This window comes from Anabaena sp. WA102 (assembly GCF_001277295.1).
Classification (GTDB): Bacteria; Cyanobacteriota; Cyanobacteriia; order Cyanobacteriales; family Nostocaceae; genus Dolichospermum; species Dolichospermum heterosporum.
Genome location: NZ_CP011456.1, coordinates 1,538,825 through 1,559,367 on the forward strand (window position 1 = coordinate 1,538,825; position 20,543 = coordinate 1,559,367).

Genomic DNA, 20,543 nt, shown 5'->3' on the forward strand with positions numbered 1-20,543 from the left:
AAAAAGGTGATAATCACTCATGAGTACCGAAAACAATCTAGCCATTGTGGACTGGGAACCCCATCATCCACCTGCTGACTTAATATTTCATGATGGTGAAGTCTTGGAATCAAATAGACACCGGATTGCGATGAATGTCCTCATTCGGTCATTGCAGCAGCTTTGGTCTGACCGCAATGATTATTTTACTGGGGGCAATATGTTTATTTACTACAGCAGTAGCCAAATTCGTAATCGTGAGTTTCGCGGTCCCGATTTCTTTGCTGTTCTCAATGTTGATGGTAGTAACCCTCGACAAGGTTGGGTAGTTTGGGAAGAAAATGGTCGCTATCCTGATGTGATTGTGGAATTAATGTCACGGTCTACATCAGGAATAGATAAGGGAATTAAAAAAGACCTTTATGAACAGACTTTCCATACCTCCGATTATTTTGTCTATGACCCATTTGATGCTAATTCTTTACAAGGATGGCATTTAGATCATGAACAACAGTATCAGCCATTAAGACCAAATGAAAATGGTTGGCTATGGTGTAGACGTTTGGGTTTATGGTTGGGAACTTGGGAAGGAACTATAGATAGGGAAACTGCGATTTGGGTGCGGTTTTATGATGTTGCGGGCAATCTAGTTTTATTACCAGAGGAGGCAGCTAAATCACGAGAGGAGGAAGCTCAAGCAAAAGCAGCTAGGTTAGCTGCCAGATTACGAGAATTGGGTGAAAATCCAGATATGTTGTAATCGTTAGGTTTCCCAAATCCCCGACTTCTCAAGACAAATCACAATTTCTGGAGACGATTACAACAGAAGTCGGGGATCTTAATTTTTGTCTAGTCAGTCCAATTAACTAGAAGCACTAGTATAAAAACGGAGAGCAAACCGCCAAAACTGGGTAGAAATGAAAAACAATATCAAAGCTAATAATCCTGCACCCAGCAACCAGGTAAGTTGAATTTGACCTAACATAGTTTGGGCGGGAACTGTAGTTAAAAAAGCTACTGGTACTATGAAAGTGAAGAAGAAGCGATAGGCAGCCGGATAACCTGTAATTGGGTATCTTCCAGCCTCTAAAAACCCTCTTAATACTTCAGTAATATTATATATCTTTACAAACCAAATACTAGTTGCTCCTAGTATAAACCACAGGCTATAAAGAATAACTAAACCACAAGTCAACGGAAAGATACTCAATAAGTATTTATCAATACCTAAGTTAAGTTTTGTACCAGCATAGACAATGATCAATAGTCCAAAGATTAAATCTGGTATTCCCCAGGGGGAAATGGTATGAAGAGATAACCAAAACTGACTACGAATAGGTTTTAATAATACGAAGTCTAAAGTCCCTTCTTGGACATGACGCACAATCCGATTTAAGTTGGGAGCGAGAAAGGTGGCAGCAAAGCCTTGTAATAGTGTGAAAATTCCTAAAACTACTAAAGCTGATTCCCATGACCAACCCGAAAAAGTGTAACCTGTACGGTAGAACAGGAATAAACTAAAGATACCACCCACTAAATTGCCTAAGCTACTAATAGCATAAATGATAAAATTGATACGATATTCCATTTCTGCGGAAATGGCAGCACTCCAAAATAATCTCAACACTTTTAAATATCTTGGCATTTTTCGTCTCTACCCCAATAGGTAAGTAGGTTGGCGTTGAAAATTGTCGTTATACTGAAAACGGTTAATAGTTTAACCAAATATGAAACCCCTCTCCAAACCTCTCCCCGCAACGGGGAGAGGCTTTGAACTTGTTCTTTGTATGATAAAAAAGTCCAGCTTCTAGCCGTTTTGAGTATATAGCAAGGCAAGAGGCAAAAGGCAAGAGTAAAGAAGTTTTCAGCGATTTTACGTTTCTTTGCACAGTTTGGTTTTATTGTGTTCACCTACTTAAATATAAAGTAACTTTATATGAACTTAATATTATTTTTTATTTTTATAAATTTATGAACGCTAAAATGTTGAATGCAACTTCTTAAGCAAATCGGATTTTATGCACTTTAATTTACCGGAACTAATTAAATCGTTGGGTTATTTTGGAGTATGGGGAATTATCTTTGCTGAATCTGGTTTATTGATTGGCTTTTTTCTGCCCGGTGATAGTTTATTATTTACAGCGGGATTTGTTGCTTCTCAGAACTTGCTGAATATTTGGGTGCTGATTTTTGGTGCGTTTGTTTGTGCTGTATTGGGTGATAATGTCGGTTATTTTACTGGACATAAATTTGGGAGAAAGTTATTTGATAAGGATGATTCTTGGTTATTTCATAAAAAACATATTGTGAAAACTCAAGATTTTTATGAAAAGCATGGTAAAAAAACAATTGTTTTAGCTAGATTTATGCCAATCGTTAGAACTTTTGCACCGATTGTAGCAGGTGTTGGAGCTATGCACTATCGGTCTTTTATGTCTTATAACTTAATTGGTGGCTTTGTTTGGACATTTGGTATTACTTTGTTAGGGTTTTTCTTAGGAAAATCTTTACCAGCGGAACAATTAGATAAGTATCTATTACCAATAATTGGCTTAATTGTTGTTGTTTCTTTATTACCTTCGATTATTCATGTAATTAAGGAAAACAGAGCTAATAAAGGATAAAATATTTTGTTTTGATTACAGTTTACCAATCTCTATTCCCAAATGTACCCAAAAACTGGTAGCGTCAAACAAGGAAAATATTTTTTGTGGATGTTACGATTTGAAAACACGTTCTAATTATTGGCAACTTTTACCCTATATCCGCACCCAATGGCAACCTATTGCTAAGGGTTTTGTAGGGATTTTGGGATATGTACTGGCAACTTTAACCCTGATTAATGTCGCGGGTAAGTTGGCAGTTCCCTTCGGGAATGGTAATGTATTAGCGATCGCTCAATTAGCCGGAATCAGTGCTGCTATATTTCTTGTGCGCGGCTTTTTTCAGTCTGTACAAGATTTATACATGGCTAAGGCAGCGTTAAGAATCGCTTTTTATCTCCGGCAACAGGTTTATACTCATTTACAAAAACTCAATCTCAGCTATTTTGAAACTGCTAAAGCTGGAGATTTATCTTATCGTCTCACGGAAGATGTTGACAGGGTTGGAGAAGTTATTAATAAGCTTTTTCATGATTTTACTCCCTGTGCTTTACAGTTAATTGCTATTCCCATTTACATGATTTATTTAAATTGGCAACTTACCCTAGCGACGGTAATTGTTGCTCCAATTATGGGGATTTTAATTGGTTGGTTTGGGGAACGTTTACGGAAATATTCTCTCAAAAGTCAAAGTCGTATTTCTGATTTATCAGCTATTTTAACGGAAGTTTTTAGCGGGATTCGATTAATTCAAGCTTTTGCTGCGGAAAAATACGAAATTGATAGATTTAGTCATGAAGCAGAACGCAGTTTTAAAGCTAAATATTCTGTAGAAAGATTAAAAGCTATTCAAATTCCCATTGTGGGTTTTTTAGAAGCTCTCAGTGCGTTATCTTTGTTAATGGTAGGAACTTGGCAAATATCTCAACGTAATTTAACTGTCGGTGAATTTTTTAGTTATTTAACAGCAGCAGCTTTGTTAATTGATCCTATTGGTCATACTACTAATAATTATAATGAATTTAAACAAGGTGAGGCATCGGTTGATCGAGTTTTTGAGTTATTAGCAATTCAACCAACGGTATTAGAAAAACCCAATGCTATTACCCTTCCTGCTGTCAATGGTAAAGTTGAATATTGCAATATTACTTTTGCCTATAAGTCAGGAGAACCTGTATTAAATAATATTAGTTTATTAGTCATGCCCGGTCAAGCCATTGCCTTGGTTGGTGCTTCTGGGGCTGGGAAAACTACTTTTGTGAATCTATTACCTCGATTTTATGATCCTGAATTTGGGGACATTTTTATAGATGGCATAAATATCCGAGATGTAACATTAAATAGTTTAAGAAAACAGATTGGGATTGTTCCCCAAGAAACAATTATGTTTTCGGGAACTATTGCCCAAAATATCGCTTTCGGACAAAATGATTTTGATATGAATGCAGTAGAAGAATCTGCAAAAATCGCCAATGCTCATCAATTTATTCAGCAACTACCAGAAGGTTATCATACTTGGGTAGGAGAGCGAGGTGTGAATTTATCCGGGGGACAAAGACAACGAATTGCGATCGCTCGTGCTGTCCTTCTTAACCCGCAAATATTGATACTTGATGAAGCCACATCAGCGTTAGATTCAGAATCAGAAGCTTTGGTACAAGAGGCTTTGGAGAGATTAATGGCAAATCGTACGGTGTTAATTATTGCCCATAGATTGTCAACGGTGCGGAAGTGCGATCGCATTTTGGTGTTAGAAAAAGGGCAAATTGTGGAGTCGGGAAATCATGAGGAATTATTAGCTTTAGAAGGGAGATATGCCCGGTATTATGCTCAACAATAAGATCCATAAGATCCCCGACTTCTTAGAGAAGTCGGGGATCTGAAATTCTCGCAAGGGATACGAGACGCTACTGCAACCGCTATAATCCAATAATATGCTCATAGTTTAATCCCCAGCGTTCTTTCTCAGATAGATCAGTTGTCATCGCTTTATCATAAGTTTAAATTATCCTAAACTAAGAATACTTTTGATATTTATAACTTATAGCAATTTGCCTTTAGATTTTCTTAATAATTAATTGAGAATCTTTTCTATTTATCAACGAGGTTGCAATACTTTCCGCGATTTGCTATAATTTCAGAGAATTTCATAATTGGGCTATTATTTTCAATTTTGGATCTTTTAGAAGATGTTAATCTGAAACCCTTTATTGACAGTGGTTTTAGAAATAAATCTCCCAGGCTGATACAAAACTTTACAAAATTAATAGCTATTCCTTGAACAATTTTAGCCATAAATTTGCTCAAGAATGATCTAATTTGAATGAGAGCAGAAATTTACTATTGACAAATTGACAAAGACGTGATACAAAACCTGTCAATGTTATTAATTTTAGTGATATTAAATCAACATGAATTACCTTAACTTCGATATATGTAAGGGTTTAGCACTGCTAAACCCCTACCATATATCGCATCAATTACAGAATGGTTTAACGCTGAAATGCGTTTGGGAGTTGTGGCAGCATTTTTCATAAAGTTTCAGTATTTATTTCTAAGTAATAGAATCACGTAAATCATTAAGAGTAATCATCAACGTCATTGGTTCAAGAGGAGACAAAATAAAACCTAAAGCCAAATAAAAATCCTTAGCTTCTTCAGAAATAGCATGAACAATAATTCCTCTAATACCAATTGTATCAGCAGCTTGAACAACCCTTAGCGCCGCATCACGAAATAAAGCCCGTCCTAAACCTTGACTTTGATAAGAACTATCTATTGCTACTATTGCTAATCTTGCTAAAATTACTACCGGAATGGGGTCAGGCATATTTCGCCGAAATTTACCTAAGGCTGATTGTACACTAATCGCTCCAGAAGCCAGGGCATAATACCCAACTACTCTATTGTCAACGCAAAGAACAAAAGTTCTAGTTGCACCACTGATTTGATTGGTATAAGCTCGACGTTTTAACCAATCATCAAGAGAAGCAATTCCACAGGAAAAATCAGAGCAGGAGTGGTGACTAGAGAGAGTTTCAGGTGGTGTTAAACTCATTCTTTATCCCAAGGTGGAGTTGTCTGCATGGTTTTGCGTAAACGCTCATTAGGTTGGGGTGGTGCATCTAGTAAGGCGATAAATTCTGCATAAGCCTCTGGACTAGCCCAAAAAATAGTCCGTTCCAGCAAAGTTTCCTCCGCAGCATTCCGCGCTGCTGCCAAAATAAAATCAGTTCTATTTTTACCTAACACTTTGGCGGCCATATCTATCAAATCACGTTCCTCTGGCTTAATGCGTAAATTTAAGGTGTTACGCACAGTTATATTTTTTGTTTTATTGGTCATGGTGGATTTTTTTTGGGCGTAATTATTGATTAAATCATTTTAGCATATTGTAATGACAATGACATTACAATATTTGCTGAAAAAATCGCTATTTCTGGTAATAATTATAGCTATAGCCATTAAGTAGAGATGTTCCGCCGGAACGTCCTAACTACCCTGTCTGCGGCTATACAGCACTTCCTGATGTTATGAGGTACGGTTTTTTATCGCCAAATCCGTAGGGGCGCAGGGTCTGCGCCCTCCATTGCATTTCATGAGAGCGAGAATTGCTATAAGTTACAATAGTAGCAGAGCTAATGAATGGAAGTAGACCTAAAAGATGTCTAATAAACTATATAATAGCGATTTGCAATTATGGATTGAGCAAACAATTCAACAATTACGAAATCGTGAATTTGCGTCCCTGGATATTGAGAATTTAATTGAGGAGTTAGTTGATTTGGGTAAGTCAGAGAAGAATACACTCAGAAGTAATCTGAAAATCTTATTAGCTCACTTACTCAAATTAAAAATTCAGCATCATGTACCTGACTCCATGAAAACAAGTTGGTATAGTTCAGTTGTGGAACATCGTCAACGAGTTCTTGATAATCTCGAAGATACTCCATCTCTGAAAAGTTTTTTAATAGAAGCAGTAGAAAAAGCCTATCCTGATGGGCGTAAATTGGCAATTAAAGAGGGCAAACTGGCTAAATTCGGAGTTCGTGTACCGGAGGAGAGTGAGTATCCTATAATTTGTCCTTTTGGGATAGAGGAAATTCTTGATGAGGATTTTTATGGGATACCACTTTTAAAACATCCTCTTAGACAGGGAATAAATTCCCTGGATTTTTTATAAAATCAAACAATATAATTTAATTATTTTGCCAAAATAACTCACTTCCCATGACAAAAAAAATATTAACTGGACTAAGTTCAAAAACTTACGAACACCCATTTGATCGCAAAGCTTTAGCCTCTTTACAAAGTATGCCCGGTATCTCTCCTTTGCTCAAAAAAGTCAACGAATATGGTATTGATCGTTTACTGAGATTACAAAGTATTGCTAGTGAAATCAGAGTCACACCGCGGAATTTTCCCCAACTATATCAACCATTATTAGAAGCTTGCCAAATTCTTGATGTGACAACTATTCCTGAATTGTATTTGTTTCGAGGTACAGGGCATATTCAAACCTATATTATTGGCGTAGAAAAACCTATTATTGGTATCAATATTGAAGCAATGGAATGGTTGAATTATGATGAATTACTGTTTATTTTTGGATACGAAATTGCTCGAATTAAGAGTCAACATATGATTTATCATCAAATATCAATTGTCATGCCGGCGTTAAAAATGTGGTTAAGCAGTACCACATTAGGATTAGGCGGATTGATAGCTGGTGGTGTAGAATTGGCGTTATATAATTGGGTAATGATGGCAAAGTTCACTGCTGACCGGGCCGGTTTATTAGCTTGTCAAGATATTGATATTGCCACTACCGCACTGATGAAACTGGCAGGTTTACCAGAAGAGTATTTAACTCCTAATGTGATCGAAGATTTTCTCATTCAATCCCGCGAGTTTGCATCTAGTAGTGTTGATAATCTAGATCAAGTTACGAAAATATTAAGTTATTCGGAATCTAGTCTTTCTTGGTTAGTAATGCGAACTGGTGAATTATTAAAATGGGTTGATTCAAGAGAATACGATCATGTACTTCAAGGAGAAAATGTCAATACTCCAAAAGAAGAAGAGGAAGGAGACGAAAAAGAAGGATGGAATTTTTTGACTTCTTGGTAATTTAATAGGCGATCGCCTTTAATCCTGATTCAGACAATCGCTTTTTATATCTTACCTAATCTTTCCACAAGGCAATACCACCCAATAAACCTGTGATATTGCGGATCAATTTCACATCTGATTGAAAATCCGTAGGGGTGCAAGGCCTGCACCCTCTCCTCATCGGACTGCTAATAACCACCATATATCTTTTTCCCAACCATAACTAATTGAACACCAGATTGATTTATATTTGCTAATCTAGAAGTGGTGTAAATACAGCAATTTTCGCTCTAATGAAATACAATGGAGGGCGCAAGCCCTGCGCCCCTACGGATTTGGGGATAAAAAACTGTACCTCATAACATTAGAAAGTGCTGTATTGCTGATGGTAGTGCATTTTTCTATTAAAACTATTATTTGAGCAACAATTATGACGACGTTTCACCCTAACAGCCTGCGTTCTTACAGCCAAGAAGATGTACAGCAAATTCTGCAATTAGCGATCGCTCGTCAAGTAGACGATAATGATCAGGAATTTTCCTATCAGCAAATCCTGGAAATCGCCACAGAGTTACAAATATCACCCGATATCCTCCAACAAGCGGAACGGGATTGGTTAGGTAAGCAAAACGAAGTTGAACAGCGTAAAGCTTTTAATCTTTATCGCCAAAGTAAATTTAAAAAACGTTTAGGCAATTACGCAATCATCAATATTTTTTTCCTGGGTATGGATTTAATTAGTGGCGGTATTTCTTGGTCACTTTATATCTTACTAGGTTGCGGATTAGCCATATCCTTAGATATTTGGAATACTTTTCAAACCAAAGGTGAAGATTACGAAATCGCCTTTCAAAGATGGAATCGCAACCATCAAATTAAACAAACAATCAATACAGTTTTAAATAGGTGGTTTAAGGTATTTAGTCCTTAAGAGTTACCAGATTGATCAATTTTTCCTTTGAGTTCGTATGCTTGCATGATGTTTTTCATGAGACTCTGTTTTTGTATTATCTCGCGTTGAGCAAAATTCAATCTCTAAATTTGGGTTTAAATTATGATAACTACACTCATTGAACGAGAAGCAGAACCTATTTTAATTAGTGACTTAACCTGGAGAGAATTTAAAGCTGTTGAACAGCTAATTGAGCGCCCAGGGTTAAGGTTATCCTTTTTAGATGGAGTATTGGAGATTCGGAAAATGCCAGGAAAAAAACACGAAACTATCAAGAAACGTATTGCTTCTTTAGTAGAAATTTATTTGGAATTTTTGGAATTAGATTTTACTCCTACTGGTTCTGTCACCCTAGAAAATGAATTTGAAAAGGTTAAAAAAGAAGGTGATGAATCTTATGAATTAGGAGCAAATAGAAAACATCCTGATTTAGTAATTGAGGTGGTTGTTAGTAGTGGAGGAATTAATAAACTGGAAGCATACAAACGGTTACAAATTCCTGAAGTTTGGTTTTGGATGAATGATGAATTATTGTTTTATAGTTTAGGAAATGAGGGATATGAAGCTGTTAGTAAATCGCAACTTTTACCGAGTTTAGATGTAGATTTATTGATGCGTTGTATTAATATAGAAAATCATGCTCAAGCGCTGCGGGAATTTCGAGCAGGGATAAAAATAACAGGATAGAACAAAAATTGTAGGAACTTCTACTTTCATTTTTATGAAATTTGTCTGATTTGAGCTAAAGCTATTTCTCCAAAAATTGGCTCAACGGTATGATTACGTATTTCATCCCGGCGTTTTTTAGCTTCTGTGTTCCAATTCTTTTGGATATTTTCATCAATATCAGATTCTAGACTTTCAATTAGTTTTTCTACTAAAAATACTCTGGTATAACTGGGTAAAGACAAGGCTTCCTGAATTAATTCTTCAACTGATAGCATAATTATTTATATTCTCTGTAAATTGAATTGAGAATAGGAACAAACAAAGACTTTATTCACAAACTATTTTATCATTCTTTCTGTGGAAATGTCAGATTGACGATGACAGTGTTTCTACATTATTTCGTTTTGACTAAATTGCATCGCGTATTTCTCTATTACAACCATTTTATTTAAACTGACTATAGATTTATTTTGAGCAGTAGTCAATTATTACTGTATTGAGTATAATTTATTTTATTAACCGCTTCTATCAAATATCAAAAGGTAATCACCCATGTCTGACGATTCCCAGCGTAATTCTGCTGTCAATTCGGCTGCGACAACCAACATTCACCACGTCAATTTACAAGATTTACCTTTCAGTACAGCACGTAGATTATATAAAGGCGGTGTTCGTCCTGGTGAACCTATTAGAACTAGGATTCAAGCCCAAGAAATGTTGGATAAAATTCCCCCTTCTCAACGTGCGGGTATAGATAGTCAAACTGCCGCTAATAATGCCAAAGATTACCTATCTGATAAGCACGCTAGTCACATTAAACCCCACAGTAAGGGAGGTTCTAATGATCCGAATAATATCAGATGGGAGAATGGTAAGGATAATATGGCTCGTGGTGATAAAACCATGACAAGTCAGGAGCAAATGAGATTAAATGCTAAATACCACTTTGATAACTTAACTGGTGCTGTTAAAGCAGGGTTGCAAGCTGCACCAATGGGGGCGGCTGTGGGTGCAGTTACAACTGTACCTTTTTCACTTCTAACTCATGGGCTGCGTGTAGTTCGAGGTGAAATTTCTGCACAGGAAGCAGCTACAGCAACATTAAAAGATACTGCTATGGGTGGTGCAGTTGGGGGTGTAACAGCATTTACGACAGCAACATTAGCTGCGGCTTGTCCACCAATAGCGATCGCATTAACCACAGTAGCACCTTTATTAGCTGTTCTTGGTGCTGGAGGTATGGCTGTTGAGTTTTTCAGAATCTTAGATGATCATAAACAGGCTGTAAAAACCTATTATGAATCTTTAACTCGGCAAGAATTAGGAAGATTACAAGAAATTGAAAATGAACTGATTTATGAACATCAGAAAAATCTAGAATTTTTGGCAGAAGCAAAAGCAATTAATCAAGAAATTACAAATCGTCCAACTGCACCAGGAATAGAAGGGGCTATGCAACGGTTACGTGAATCAGTGGCTATTGCTCAATCTTTAGGACTTACATCAGCAGATAGTAAGTTATTGCCTAATTCTCAACCTGTTTACCTTCCTCCTAGTCACTAAATAATAAATCAGGAATTCTATGATTTTCATACTACCTTTTTTAGTTAGTGCTGTAAGTGTTGCCGTTGGTGGTTTTATTGGTGTTTTGACTACTCATACTGCTGGAGAAAAGGATAGACAAGCTGCAAAACATCACAGACAAGTTGCAAATGAATTAGTTGAGAAATACGCGAATATAAAAAAACAATACTATGAACTTGCTGATGAAAGTCAGAAACAAATTGACGATTTAACTCGACAGATTGCATTAGGTGAAATAGAAAAAGACTGTTTGCGTTTAGCACTGAGATTGCAACAGAGTTTGATTTATTTGATGTGGGAAATTGATAAAGAACCAACAGCAGAAATTTTAAATCAGTTTAAACTAGCAGTAGAACAAACTAATTATGTTCTCTACCAATTAAATGAGGAATTAATTATTGTTCCTAGTGATTACTATCAACGTATTTCTGGAGTTGTTCCAAAACCAGAACGAAGATTACCACAAAGATTTAGTTTTATTAATAATCCAGAATTGGAGGATATATATAATAGAATTTACAATAGTGGTAATAGACTCTTACAGTATCTAAATGAGACTCGTAATAGACGTATTAAAGAATGTGATATTATTAAAAAGCTGCAAAATTTTGAGGATAATATCACAAAAGCTTTGTATGATTTATCGCAATACAAAAGTCAGGCAGGCTTAATTTCGAGATTAACAGATATTTTGGATAAAATTAACAAATCTGCTCAAGATACAGCTTATCTATGTAATGTAGACATTAGAGGATGGGATCTAGAATTTGAACAATTGAAAGCTAAAATATTTCAATATCAAAAAAATCATGATGCAGCTAAAACTAAGACTAAAAGTAACTAAAGTAATTAATTTTTGCAGGTATTAACAACACTAATCAATAGAGGATTGATCAAAAAATCTATGATTTTCATACTACCTTTTGTATTTGGTGCTTTAGGTCTAGCTGTTGGTACTGTTGCAGGTGCTTTTACTTCTCATGCTGCTGGAGAAAAGGATAGACAATCTGCGAAACATCACAGACAAGTGGCAAACGAATTAACAGATAAATATACAAATTTAGAGAAAAAATATTATAAATTTGTTGAGGAAAGTAAAAAGCAAATTAAGGAGTTAACGAAACAGAATTCATTAAGTGAAGTAGAGAAAGATTGTTTGCGGATGGTATTACTATTACAGCAAAACCTTATTTACTTAATGTGGGAGATTGATAGAGAACCTACAACAGATACTTTAAACAAATTTCAAGCAGCAGTAGAACAAACTAACCAAGTTCTTGAGCAACTACACGAGGAGTTAATTATCGTTCCAAATGACTACTATGAGAGTCTTTTAAAAGCCATAGAAGCACAAAATATAAGAGAAAAAACACTAATTAAGGAAGCAAAAATAAATGATATTTTTTGTAAAACTATTCTCAGTGTTGATTTAGGTAGAAGTGCTATAAAAACCTGTGTGAGTCGTGAACCTGGTAATGTGGCTTTCATTCCTTCTCCTGTGAAGCAAATGTCAATAAAACAAATTCGTGGCTTGGTGATGGAAGCCAAAGGAACTGATCCATTAATGAATTTGTGGATAGAATATCAAGATATTGGTTATGCTGTTGGTCAATTAGCAGAAGACTTTGGTGCAAATCTCGGTATTGGCCAATCTATATTAGAGGACGCACTTATCAAAGTGTTATCATCTGCTGGCTACTTTAAGCTTAAAGATGAAATTGCTGTTGTCCTGAGTTTACCTTTCGTTTCCTTAGAGCAGTTTGAAGATGAGAAAGCGCATTTGAATAGGTTGTTAATTGGCCTCCATGTAATGAATTTTAGAGGTGAATTAGTGTCCTTGAATATTACTAAGGTATGGGTAATACCAAATGCCTATGGTAGTTTACTATGGTCAGAAACTCAACCTAATAAAGCAACAGCAGTTCCCGACTTTACAAAAATACCACTAGCAGTTGTTGATATTGGACATCAAAGTATTCACATGATTATGGTAGATAATTTCCGTTTTGTTAAATATCTTTCTAAGAGTGAAGACTTCGGAATGAGCAAGTTTTATGAATTGATAGCATATGAAATAGGAGGTGCTGATAGTCAGTCTTTAGCATTTCTTTCTGCGGTTAATAAACCTAAAGGGGAACGTTTCTACCGTCCTAAAGGCTCTAGCACTCCCGCTAATTTAGATGATTTTCTCCCCAATCTGACAGAGCAGTTTTCACGGGAAATTTGCTCTCGTGTGTTAGCGTGGTTGCCAGAGCGGGTAAATGATGTGATTATTACAGGTGGTGGTGGAGAGTTTTTCTGGGAAGATATCCAACGTCTCCTCAAAGAAGCTAAAATCAACGCCTATTTAGCTGCACCTTCCCGACAAGCTAATGCTATAGGGCAGTATATTTATGGAGAAGTGCAATTTATGAGTGCTGCTAGGTCAGAAAATTAATATTTTAATAGTTGAAATAAACACAAAATACCAGCCGACAATCTATGACTATTACTAGAGAGCAGTTTGAATCAAAAATACTAGAACTTGCAGACAACTTATATTTACCCCTCTTCCCATAAGAAAACCGCCTGTAAGTGCAGAAAATAACAACAAGCGGTTTTCTCAGATATTTAGGAAGTTAATGAAGTTAATTAGCTACTAGAACCAGAAGCGGCCAATTCTGCTAACCGTTCTTGTTGATCTTGCGATATACAAGATTGAATCACAGTCTCTATATCACCTTCCAAAACAGGATTAAGGGTAAAATTTTGACCTAAACGATGGTCAGTCACCCGGCTATCTTTATAATTGTAAGTACGAATTTTTTCCGAACGAGAACCTGTACCCACTTGCGATCGCCGCATGGAAGTTACAGCCTCCTGTTGTTCTCGCAACTTCAACTCATACAACTTAGCCCGGAGAATTTGCATCGCCCGTTCTTTATTCTGCAACTGACTCCGTTCTTCTGTACAGAAAATCCGAATCCCAGTGGGTTTGTGGAACAAATCAGCGGCTGTTTCCACCTTGTTCACGTTTTGTCCACCCGCACCACCAGAACGCGCCGTACTCATTTCAATATCTTTCGGGTCAATATGGATTTCCACTTCATCCACTTCTGGCATAATCGCTATAGTCGCCGTCGAAGTGTGAACCCTTCCTCCCGATTCCGTTGCTGGTACGCGCTGAACACGATGTACACCAGACTCAAACTTCAACTTACTATAAACACTATTACCTTGAATTTCTAGAATTACTTCTTTAAACCCGCCCATTTCTCCCAAGGATTCGCTAACCAGCTTCACCTTCCAACCCTGGACATCAGCATAGCGGGAATACATCCGCAGTAAATCCCCAGCCCAGATACTAGCTTCATCACCACCAGTACCAGCGCGGATTTCCAACATAATGTTTTTATCATCGTTGGGGTCACGGGGTAGCAGCAATACCTTTAAGCGGCTTTCCAAATATCCTAGCTTTTCTTCCAGTTCACTAACTTCCATTGCTGCCATCTGATGCAACTCTAGATCGCTATTGGACTCTTTGAGGATCTGACGCGCCCCTACCAATTCATCCTGGGCTGTTTTCCAAGTTTCATAGGTATTAACGACCTCTTCCAAAGAAGAACGAGACTTAGCAATTTTTTGATACTCATCAGGATTACTAGCGGTATCAGGATCGGCTAAACGGCGTGTTAATTCATGAAAGGTTTGTTCAACAGATTTAAGTTTCTCCAGTAAGTATGATTCTGCCATGATGACTATAAATGCTCCTAAAAAATAACAAGTTGGCTCAAGCATTAAATGACAAGCGACCCAGCACTATGCAGGGTCGTCTGTGGCTTCCGCCACACTATCAACAGCTACAGCCAACCAGCTACTTTTGATTATCGTCGCCAGTTTGAGTGCTGGACATACCATATTTACGCAGGAAGCGTTCTACACGACCTTCAGTATCAATCATTTTCTGAGTACCAGTGTAGAAGGGGTGATTTCCAGACCAAACATCTACGTGGAGTTCGGGCTTGGTAGCACCAATGGTCATAACAACTTGACCATTACAGTAGACCTTAGCATCTGGATACCATTTGGGATGAATATCAGGTTTAGCCATTGTTTTTTTGTGGGGAATCTATAATAAATTGGGACTGGGGATTGGGGATTGGGGACTGGGGACTGGGGACTGGGGACTAGGTAAAAGTTCTTCCTTCTTCCCTCTTCTTTTTTCCTCCTGACTCCTGACTCCTGAATCCTGACTCCTATCTTAACGTTTCGAGTATTGAGGTGCTTTACGGGCTTTATGTAAACCGTATTTCTTCCGTTCTTTAGCTCGTGGATCACGAGTTAAATAGCCTTCAGTTTTCAAAGGTGAACGGTTATCCGGGTCAAGTTGACATAAAGCACGAGCAACTCCTAAACGAATAGAATCTGCTTGTCCAGTTAAGCCACCACCTTCAGCTTTCACCACGATGTCGTATTCGCTTTCCAATCCCAAGGTTTCCAAAGGTGCTTTAATCGCGCCTAAGTAGTTAGGATTGAATTGGAAATACAAATCTCCATCTTTACCGTTAACAGTCATTTTCCCTTCACCGGGAACTAGACGAACTCTAGCGACAGAGGCTTTCCGACGACCAGTACCCCAATAAACAGCACGTCCGCTAGTAATTTCTGCTACCTGCATTAGTTTTCTCCAGGAATTGTACTAATTGTGATTTCTTTGGGTTGTTGTGCTGCATGAGGATGAGTTGGGCCTGCATACACTTTCAGTTTGGTAAATAACTGTTTACCCAAACTATTTTTAGGTAACATACCCTTAATAGCGTGTTCGAGAATTCTTTCTGGTAATCGCTGTTGTAACTTGGCGAAAGTTTCGGTTTTCATACCACCGGGACGACCAGAATGGCGACGGTAAAGCTTTTGAGTGCGCTTTTTACCTGTAACTGCCACTTTCTCAGCATTGATAATAATGACAAAATCCCCGGTATCTAAATGGGGAGTATATTCAGCTTTTCTTTTACCTCTGAGGATCATAGCGACTTCACTCGCCAGACGACCCAGACGTTTATCTGTCGCGTCTACTAAGTACCAATCACGCTCAAGAGATGCTTGAGGGGGAAGGTAGGTTTTACTACTCATTTTTTGTCCTTTGTCAGTTGTCAGTTGTCAGTTGTCCTTTGTCATGATTCATGATTCATGACCCATGACTAGGTATGGTTGGGTGTCATACCAAATTTTTGGCGGAAAGGGAAAATCGGGATAACCGACTCTCAACAAGCATAGCCCGTGAGCGGGTGCAGAATATTTCACTTCTTCTCGGCGTTCCTGTTGCCAGATATCGGTAAAGTCATCTAGAGTCCGCTGACCAGAACCTACTTGCACTACCATTCCTATCAACAGCCGCACCATGCCATATAAAAATCCATCAGCCTGAATTTCAATATGGATAAATGATCCACTCCGACGACATTCTATTGCTTGCACTTCTACCCAGGAATGCGATCGCGCTGACCCAGCCCGTTCAAAAGCAGATAAATGGTGTTTTCCCAGCAGTGGTTTTAAGGCAGACCTAATTAAGGCTTCATCTAAAGGGGCATAATAATAATGCCAACTGAAAGGCTGCGCGAATAAATTCGGTAACTCCTCAGTGTAGATAGTGTAGCGATATCGTCGGTAAATCGCGCTAAAACGAGCGTGCCAACTTTCACTTACACCTGCTGATGCCCTAATTAATATACCTGGGGGCAAGTAGCCATTGAGAACTTTTGCCCACCTATGAGCAGGAATTAAACTTGCGGCTTGAAAATGAGCTACTTGAGCGGCAGCATGGACTCCAGAATCAGTTCGACCTGCTCCGTGTAGTGTCACATGATACCCTAGCACAGTGGCTATAGCTGTTTCTATCTCTTCTTGAACAGTTCGCTGTCCTTTTTGTCTTTGCCAGCCGTGAAAATGAGTACCTATATACTGAATGACTAAGGCTACTCGCTGAGTCTGATTTTGCTGGCGGCTTTCTAACATAGTTGTTTATCAGTTGTCAATTGTCAGTTGTCAGTTGTCAGTTGTTTTTTATTTGCTACTGACCAATGACCCATGACCAATGACTAATAACCAATAACTTTAAACTAGTTCAATAATCGCCATTTCAGCATGATCACCGCGACGGGGGACGGTATGCAAAATGCGAGTATAACCACCTTGACGGTTAGCATACCGAGTAGGAGCTTGCTCGAATAGTGCATGAACCAGGGCTGTGTCGTAGATATAACCTAACGCTTTTCGACGTGATGCTAAAGAGCCATCTTTAGCTAGGGTAATCATTTTATCTACTTCACTGCGGACAACTTTAGCTCTGATTAAAGTTGTAGTAATTCGACCATGACGTACCAATTCTGTTGTTAAAGCTCTGAGAAGAGCTTTACGTTGATCCGCTGGTTTACTAAGTTTTTTGACTCGGCAACGATGACGCATAACAATGCACTAATGAAGTTTCATTTATTGGGTTTTGATTTAGCTAGGCTTAGAGCTTCTTTCTTGAGGTAAAGTAATACCTAAGCGACGCTGTAAAGCTTCCACTACTTCTTCCGCTGACTTTTGACCAAAGTTTTTGATTTCTAAAAGGTCTTCTTGGGTGTAATCCAATAAGTCGGCTACGGAATTTACTTGGGCGCGTTTTAGACAGTTATAAGCTCTAACAGATAACTGTAACTCTTCAATGGGAATTTGTGCGGTGGGATCATCGGGGATATCGGAACCTGTGTCTGTTGGTTCTAAGGAGATATCTTTTAATGGGTTAAATAAATCTACCAAAATTCCAGCAGCAGATGATAGTGCTTCTTGAGGAGAAATACTACCATTAGTCCATACTTCCAAAAGAAGTCTATCTTTCAAAAAGCCATCGTCACGAGTTTCTTCAACACTATAGTTGACCTTTCGTACGGGCATAAACACTGAGTCAATTTGGAGAAAATCCAAAGATGTGGCTTCTTCTCTGCCTCGTTCTACAGTCCGGTAGCCTTTGCCTCGCTCAATCCGAAATTCCATTTCCAGTTTTCCACCCTCGGCGATGGTGGCGATATACTGGGTTGGGTCAATCACTTCTACTTCACTAGGTAAATCGAAATGTGCCACAGTTACTGTTGCTGGTCCGTTAACGAGTAACCGACCAATTTGGGGTTGAGAAGAATAACTCTTGAGAATGACATCCTTCATTCGCATGAGCATTTCCAGTACGTCTTCCCTTACCCCTGGAACTGTCGCAAACTCATGACTGACACCAGCAATTCTCACTGCTGTGACTGATGTTCCTTCTAAGTTAGAAAGTAAAACCCGCCGCAACGCGTTGCCAACAGTTGTCCCTTGACCGCGATCTAGGGGTTCTAGAACGAACTTACTGTAATAGCTCCGACTTTCCTCAGCATTAGACTCTACACATTCAATTTGAAACTGCGCCACGGAGTAGCCTCCCTCACTTCGTAAAGTCAAAATTCAAAATTCAAAAGTCAACAGTCAACAGTCAAAAGTTGACAGTTAACTGTTAGAGGAGAAAAGCTTAAACTCGACGGCGCTTGGGTGGACGGCAACCGTTGTGGGGAATTGGGGTAATATCCCGAATGAGTGTAATTTCTAATCCTGCACCTTGAAGCGCCCGAATCGCGGTTTCTCTACCTGCACCAGGACCACTCACCATAACTTCGATTTGCCGCATTCCTTGGTCTGTGGCTCGTCTAGCTGCGCTTTCAGCAGCGGTTTGCGCGGCAAAGGGTGTTCCCTTTTTTGCCCCTTTAAATCCACTAGAACCAGCACTTGCCCAGGAGATAACATCTCCATTTTGATCGGTAATTGTGACAATGCTATTGTTGAAGGTAGACTGAATGTAGGCAACCCCATTGGGTACGTTCCGTTTCTGCTTTTTGCTCCCGGATTTTTTTGTTGGTTGTCTGGCCATATTTCTTTAGTGAATTTAAGGTACAACTTGCTAATTGCAGCAAGTTTAGAGAAATTATTTACCAGGGGCTTTCTTCTTACCAGCCACTGTCTGTCTTCTACCACGTCTGGTTCTAGCGTTGGTACGGGTTCTTTGTCCACGCACTGGTAAGCCCATGCGGTGTCTCCGACCTCTGTAACAGCCAATATCAACTAAACGCTTAATATTTAGTCCTTCTAAACGGCGTAAATCTCCTTCAACTTGATAGTTGCTTTCGATTTCTCCTCTGAGGGCTGCCACATCAGCATCGGACAGTTCTTTGACGCGGGTATCTGGGTTAACACCAGTCGCTGCGAGAATTTGATGTGATCTAGTTAAGCCAATTCCGTAAATGTATGTTAGACCGATTTCGATACGCTTATCGCGTGGAAGGTCTACTCCGGAAATCCGTGCCACAATGAATCTCTCCCTATTGTTTTCGTAGTTGCAGTTAGCAAAGCGCGATAGTTTTTTCTTGTCCGGTTAATTGTCGCGGTTTTAACTTTGCTTTGATAGATAGTTTCTATCCTTGGCGTTGTTTGTGTTTGGGATTTTCACAAATCACCATCACGCGACCACGACGCTTGATCACGCTGCACTTTTCGCAAATTTTCTTAACTGAGGCTCTGACTTTCATAAGACCTTGTGGTACGTGGGAAACTCAGTCACAAAGCGTGCTGAGAGGGATGGTTCGACATGGCTCACCAGCCACGAATCGTGCGGTTTTAACCGCCTTGAATATTTTGTCATTACCGCCTTGGAATCAAGAAATTCGGGGTACTTTTGTGATGTACTTTCAACGGGACAATTACCGATTCAAATTTCCCAACTCTGTACGCATAATGTTTTGCTCCAAAGAGCCTCCCATTTTTGGGGTAATGTTAGCTGATGCCTACGGCACGCTGCGCGAACGTCAATGTTTTAAGAGCTTTTTAGACTTGCAACACTGTTTCAGTGACTTTAAAACTGTTTAATTGCAAATGACAGAGCAGGGAACTAGTGAGGCAGCGCGGTCTTGGGGGTTTCCCCCATGAGCGACTGCTGAACCCCGAAGGGGCTACGCATTCGGTGGGTGTCGTGACTCAAAAAACGTAGTCAGTTAAGACTTAGACTGGTCAGTACAGCTTGCAATTTCTTACAAGCTCAGTCCTTTTTAGGGCTGAGTTACTAACGCCTTTTAAAATTGACTCCAAATAGTAAATTATAGCATTTCTAGAAGAAATATTTCAGTTATGTAACTAGAAAAAGACCAATTGATTTATGGTAGGATTTTCTAAATACAGCAGATTGCAGGTGAACTAAGTACAAAATTTCAACCAAAAACCAAGCATCAAGGGTTTTTAGCTCCTGACTCGGTGACTCGGTGACTCGGTGACTCGGTGACTCCTGCTATAGATTTATTTCTTCCGCAGGCGATAGGTGATTCTACCTTTGGTTAAGTCGTAAGGTGTTAATTCAACTTTGACGCGATCGCCAGGTAAAATCTTGATGTAATTACGGCGAATTTTCCCAGAAATGTGTGCTAGGACATTAAAGCCGTTATCTAAGTCAACACGAAACATTGCATTAGGCAACGATTCGGTGACAGTCCCTTCCATTTCGATTAAATCTTGCTTAGACAAGTTTTTTCCTCAACTCAACAATCTCCTATTGTCCTTGTACACTTTCATGGGCATCAAGAACACAATTAGAGAAAATATCAACA

General features: G+C 38.7%; 25 protein-coding genes. 10 read left to right on the forward strand and 15 right to left on the reverse strand.

Annotation, left to right across the window (positions count from 1 at the left end):
• Nucleotides 1–19 precede the first annotated feature (19 nt).
• The gene (locus AA650_RS06565) at nt 20–739 is read left to right on the forward strand and encodes a Uma2 family endonuclease (RefSeq protein WP_053538435.1); all 720 of its coding nucleotides are present in this window, start codon (nt 20–22) and stop codon (nt 737–739) included.
• A gap of 102 nt (nt 740–841) precedes the next feature.
• Here AA650_RS06565 and AA650_RS06570 read toward each other — a convergent pair whose 3' ends face one another.
• Nucleotides 842–1,624 (reverse strand): ABC transporter permease, encoded by a 783-nt coding sequence (locus AA650_RS06570; RefSeq protein ID WP_039201961.1) that lies wholly within the window; start codon nt 1,622–1,624, stop codon nt 842–844.
• A gap of 373 nt (nt 1,625–1,997) precedes the next feature.
• On the opposite strand from AA650_RS06570, the gene AA650_RS06575 reads away from it, so the two are divergent.
• Together AA650_RS06575 and AA650_RS06580 are read left to right on the forward strand one after the other, a co-directional pair.
• A complete protein-coding gene (locus AA650_RS06575) occupies nt 1,998–2,603 on the forward strand; it encodes a DedA family protein (RefSeq protein WP_039201960.1) in 606 nt (201 codons plus the stop codon).
• Between the two features lie 100 nt (nt 2,604–2,703).
• Nucleotides 2,704–4,422, forward strand: a complete 1,719-nt coding sequence (locus tag AA650_RS06580; protein ID WP_053538436.1) for an ABC transporter ATP-binding protein — start codon at nt 2,704–2,706, stop codon at nt 4,420–4,422.
• 714 nt (nt 4,423–5,136) lie between these two features.
• On the opposite strand, the gene AA650_RS06590 is transcribed toward AA650_RS06580, so the two are convergent.
• Complete coding sequence (locus AA650_RS06590; RefSeq protein ID WP_053538438.1) at nt 5,137–5,640, reverse strand: GNAT family N-acetyltransferase; 504 nt, start codon at nt 5,638–5,640, stop codon at nt 5,137–5,139.
• Complete coding sequence (locus tag AA650_RS06595) at nt 5,637–5,927, reverse strand: type II toxin-antitoxin system TacA family antitoxin (RefSeq protein ID WP_053538439.1); 291 nt, start codon at nt 5,925–5,927, stop codon at nt 5,637–5,639. Before AA650_RS06595 ends, AA650_RS06590 begins: the two co-directional genes overlap by 4 nt.
• A 319-nt stretch (nt 5,928–6,246) precedes the next feature.
• On the opposite strand from AA650_RS06595, the gene AA650_RS06600 reads away from it, so the two are divergent.
• From AA650_RS06600 to AA650_RS06615, 4 genes are all read left to right on the forward strand, one after another.
• Complete coding sequence (locus AA650_RS06600; protein ID WP_053538440.1) at nt 6,247–6,765, forward strand: DUF29 domain-containing protein; 519 nt, start codon at nt 6,247–6,249, stop codon at nt 6,763–6,765.
• A 47-nt stretch (nt 6,766–6,812) separates the two neighbouring features.
• A complete protein-coding gene (locus tag AA650_RS06605) occupies nt 6,813–7,712 on the forward strand; it encodes a M48 family metallopeptidase (protein ID WP_053538441.1) in 900 nt (299 codons plus the stop codon).
• A gap of 412 nt (nt 7,713–8,124) precedes the next feature.
• Nucleotides 8,125–8,625, forward strand: a complete 501-nt coding sequence (locus tag AA650_RS06610) for a 2TM domain-containing protein (protein WP_053538442.1) — start codon at nt 8,125–8,127, stop codon at nt 8,623–8,625.
• Between the two features lie 123 nt (nt 8,626–8,748).
• Entirely contained in the window at nt 8,749–9,333 is a 585-nt protein-coding gene (locus tag AA650_RS06615) for a Uma2 family endonuclease (protein WP_053538443.1), read from the forward strand.
• 32 nt (nt 9,334–9,365) lie between these two features.
• Here AA650_RS06615 and AA650_RS06620 read toward each other — a convergent pair whose 3' ends face one another.
• Nucleotides 9,366–9,590 carry an addiction module protein gene (locus AA650_RS06620; RefSeq protein ID WP_053538444.1) on the reverse strand — a complete coding sequence of 75 codons (225 nt, stop codon included), beginning with the start codon at nt 9,588–9,590 and terminating at the stop codon, nt 9,366–9,368.
• Nucleotides 9,591–9,867: 277 nt separating this feature from the next.
• On the opposite strand from AA650_RS06620, the gene AA650_RS06625 reads away from it, so the two are divergent.
• The 3 genes from AA650_RS06625 (at nt 9,868) to AA650_RS06635 (ending at nt 13,336) form a co-directional block, all read left to right on the forward strand.
• Entirely contained in the window at nt 9,868–10,878 is a 1,011-nt protein-coding gene (locus tag AA650_RS06625) for a hypothetical protein (protein WP_053538445.1), read from the forward strand.
• Nucleotides 10,879–10,897: 19 nt separating this feature from the next.
• Nucleotides 10,898–11,743, forward strand: a complete 846-nt coding sequence (locus AA650_RS06630; RefSeq protein ID WP_053538446.1) for a hypothetical protein — start codon at nt 10,898–10,900, stop codon at nt 11,741–11,743.
• A gap of 513 nt (nt 11,744–12,256) precedes the next feature.
• On the forward strand, nt 12,257–13,336 hold the full coding sequence (locus AA650_RS06635) for a ParM/StbA family protein (protein ID WP_422387084.1): 1,080 nt from the start codon (nt 12,257–12,259) through the stop codon (nt 13,334–13,336).
• Between the two features lie 194 nt (nt 13,337–13,530).
• On the opposite strand, the gene prfA is transcribed toward AA650_RS06635, so the two are convergent.
• The 11 genes from prfA to infA all read right to left on the reverse strand — a co-directional run bounded on the left by prfA (nt 13,531) and on the right by infA (nt 20,460).
• Nucleotides 13,531–14,631, reverse strand: a complete 1,101-nt coding sequence (gene prfA / locus AA650_RS06640; protein WP_053541209.1) for a peptide chain release factor 1 — start codon at nt 14,629–14,631, stop codon at nt 13,531–13,533.
• A gap of 121 nt (nt 14,632–14,752) precedes the next feature.
• Entirely contained in the window at nt 14,753–14,989 is a 237-nt protein-coding gene (gene rpmE / locus AA650_RS06645) for a 50S ribosomal protein L31 (protein WP_039201059.1), read from the reverse strand.
• Between the two features lie 150 nt (nt 14,990–15,139).
• Entirely contained in the window at nt 15,140–15,556 is a 417-nt protein-coding gene (gene rpsI / locus AA650_RS06650; RefSeq protein WP_039201058.1) for a 30S ribosomal protein S9, read from the reverse strand.
• Nucleotides 15,556–16,011 carry a 50S ribosomal protein L13 gene (gene rplM / locus AA650_RS06655; protein ID WP_027402083.1) on the reverse strand — a complete coding sequence of 152 codons (456 nt, stop codon included), beginning with the start codon at nt 16,009–16,011 and terminating at the stop codon, nt 15,556–15,558. Before rplM ends, rpsI begins: the two co-directional genes overlap by 1 nt.
• Nucleotides 16,012–16,059: 48 nt before the next feature.
• Nucleotides 16,060–16,893, reverse strand: a complete 834-nt coding sequence (gene truA, locus AA650_RS06660; RefSeq protein ID WP_053538447.1) for a tRNA pseudouridine(38-40) synthase TruA — start codon at nt 16,891–16,893, stop codon at nt 16,060–16,062.
• Nucleotides 16,894–16,992: 99 nt separating this feature from the next.
• Nucleotides 16,993–17,343 (reverse strand): 50S ribosomal protein L17, encoded by a 351-nt coding sequence (gene rplQ / locus AA650_RS06665; RefSeq protein ID WP_039201057.1) that lies wholly within the window; start codon nt 17,341–17,343, stop codon nt 16,993–16,995.
• Between the two features lie 39 nt (nt 17,344–17,382).
• Nucleotides 17,383–18,327 carry a DNA-directed RNA polymerase subunit alpha gene (locus tag AA650_RS06670; RefSeq protein WP_027402086.1) on the reverse strand — a complete coding sequence of 315 codons (945 nt, stop codon included), beginning with the start codon at nt 18,325–18,327 and terminating at the stop codon, nt 17,383–17,385.
• Nucleotides 18,328–18,424: 97 nt separating this feature from the next.
• Nucleotides 18,425–18,820 (reverse strand): 30S ribosomal protein S11, encoded by a 396-nt coding sequence (gene rpsK, locus AA650_RS06675; protein WP_015079191.1) that lies wholly within the window; start codon nt 18,818–18,820, stop codon nt 18,425–18,427.
• Nucleotides 18,821–18,874: 54 nt separating this feature from the next.
• Nucleotides 18,875–19,255, reverse strand: coding sequence for a 30S ribosomal protein S13 (gene rpsM / locus AA650_RS06680; protein WP_027402087.1), 381 nt, complete (start codon nt 19,253–19,255; stop codon nt 18,875–18,877).
• A gap of 106 nt (nt 19,256–19,361) precedes the next feature.
• Nucleotides 19,362–19,475, reverse strand: coding sequence for a 50S ribosomal protein L36 (gene rpmJ / locus AA650_RS26185; RefSeq protein ID WP_015079193.1), 114 nt, complete (start codon nt 19,473–19,475; stop codon nt 19,362–19,364).
• A 760-nt stretch (nt 19,476–20,235) separates the two neighbouring features.
• The gene (gene infA, locus AA650_RS06690; protein ID WP_006276978.1) at nt 20,236–20,460 is read right to left on the reverse strand and encodes a translation initiation factor IF-1; all 225 of its coding nucleotides are present in this window, start codon (nt 20,458–20,460) and stop codon (nt 20,236–20,238) included.
• Nucleotides 20,461–20,543 lie beyond the last annotated feature (83 nt).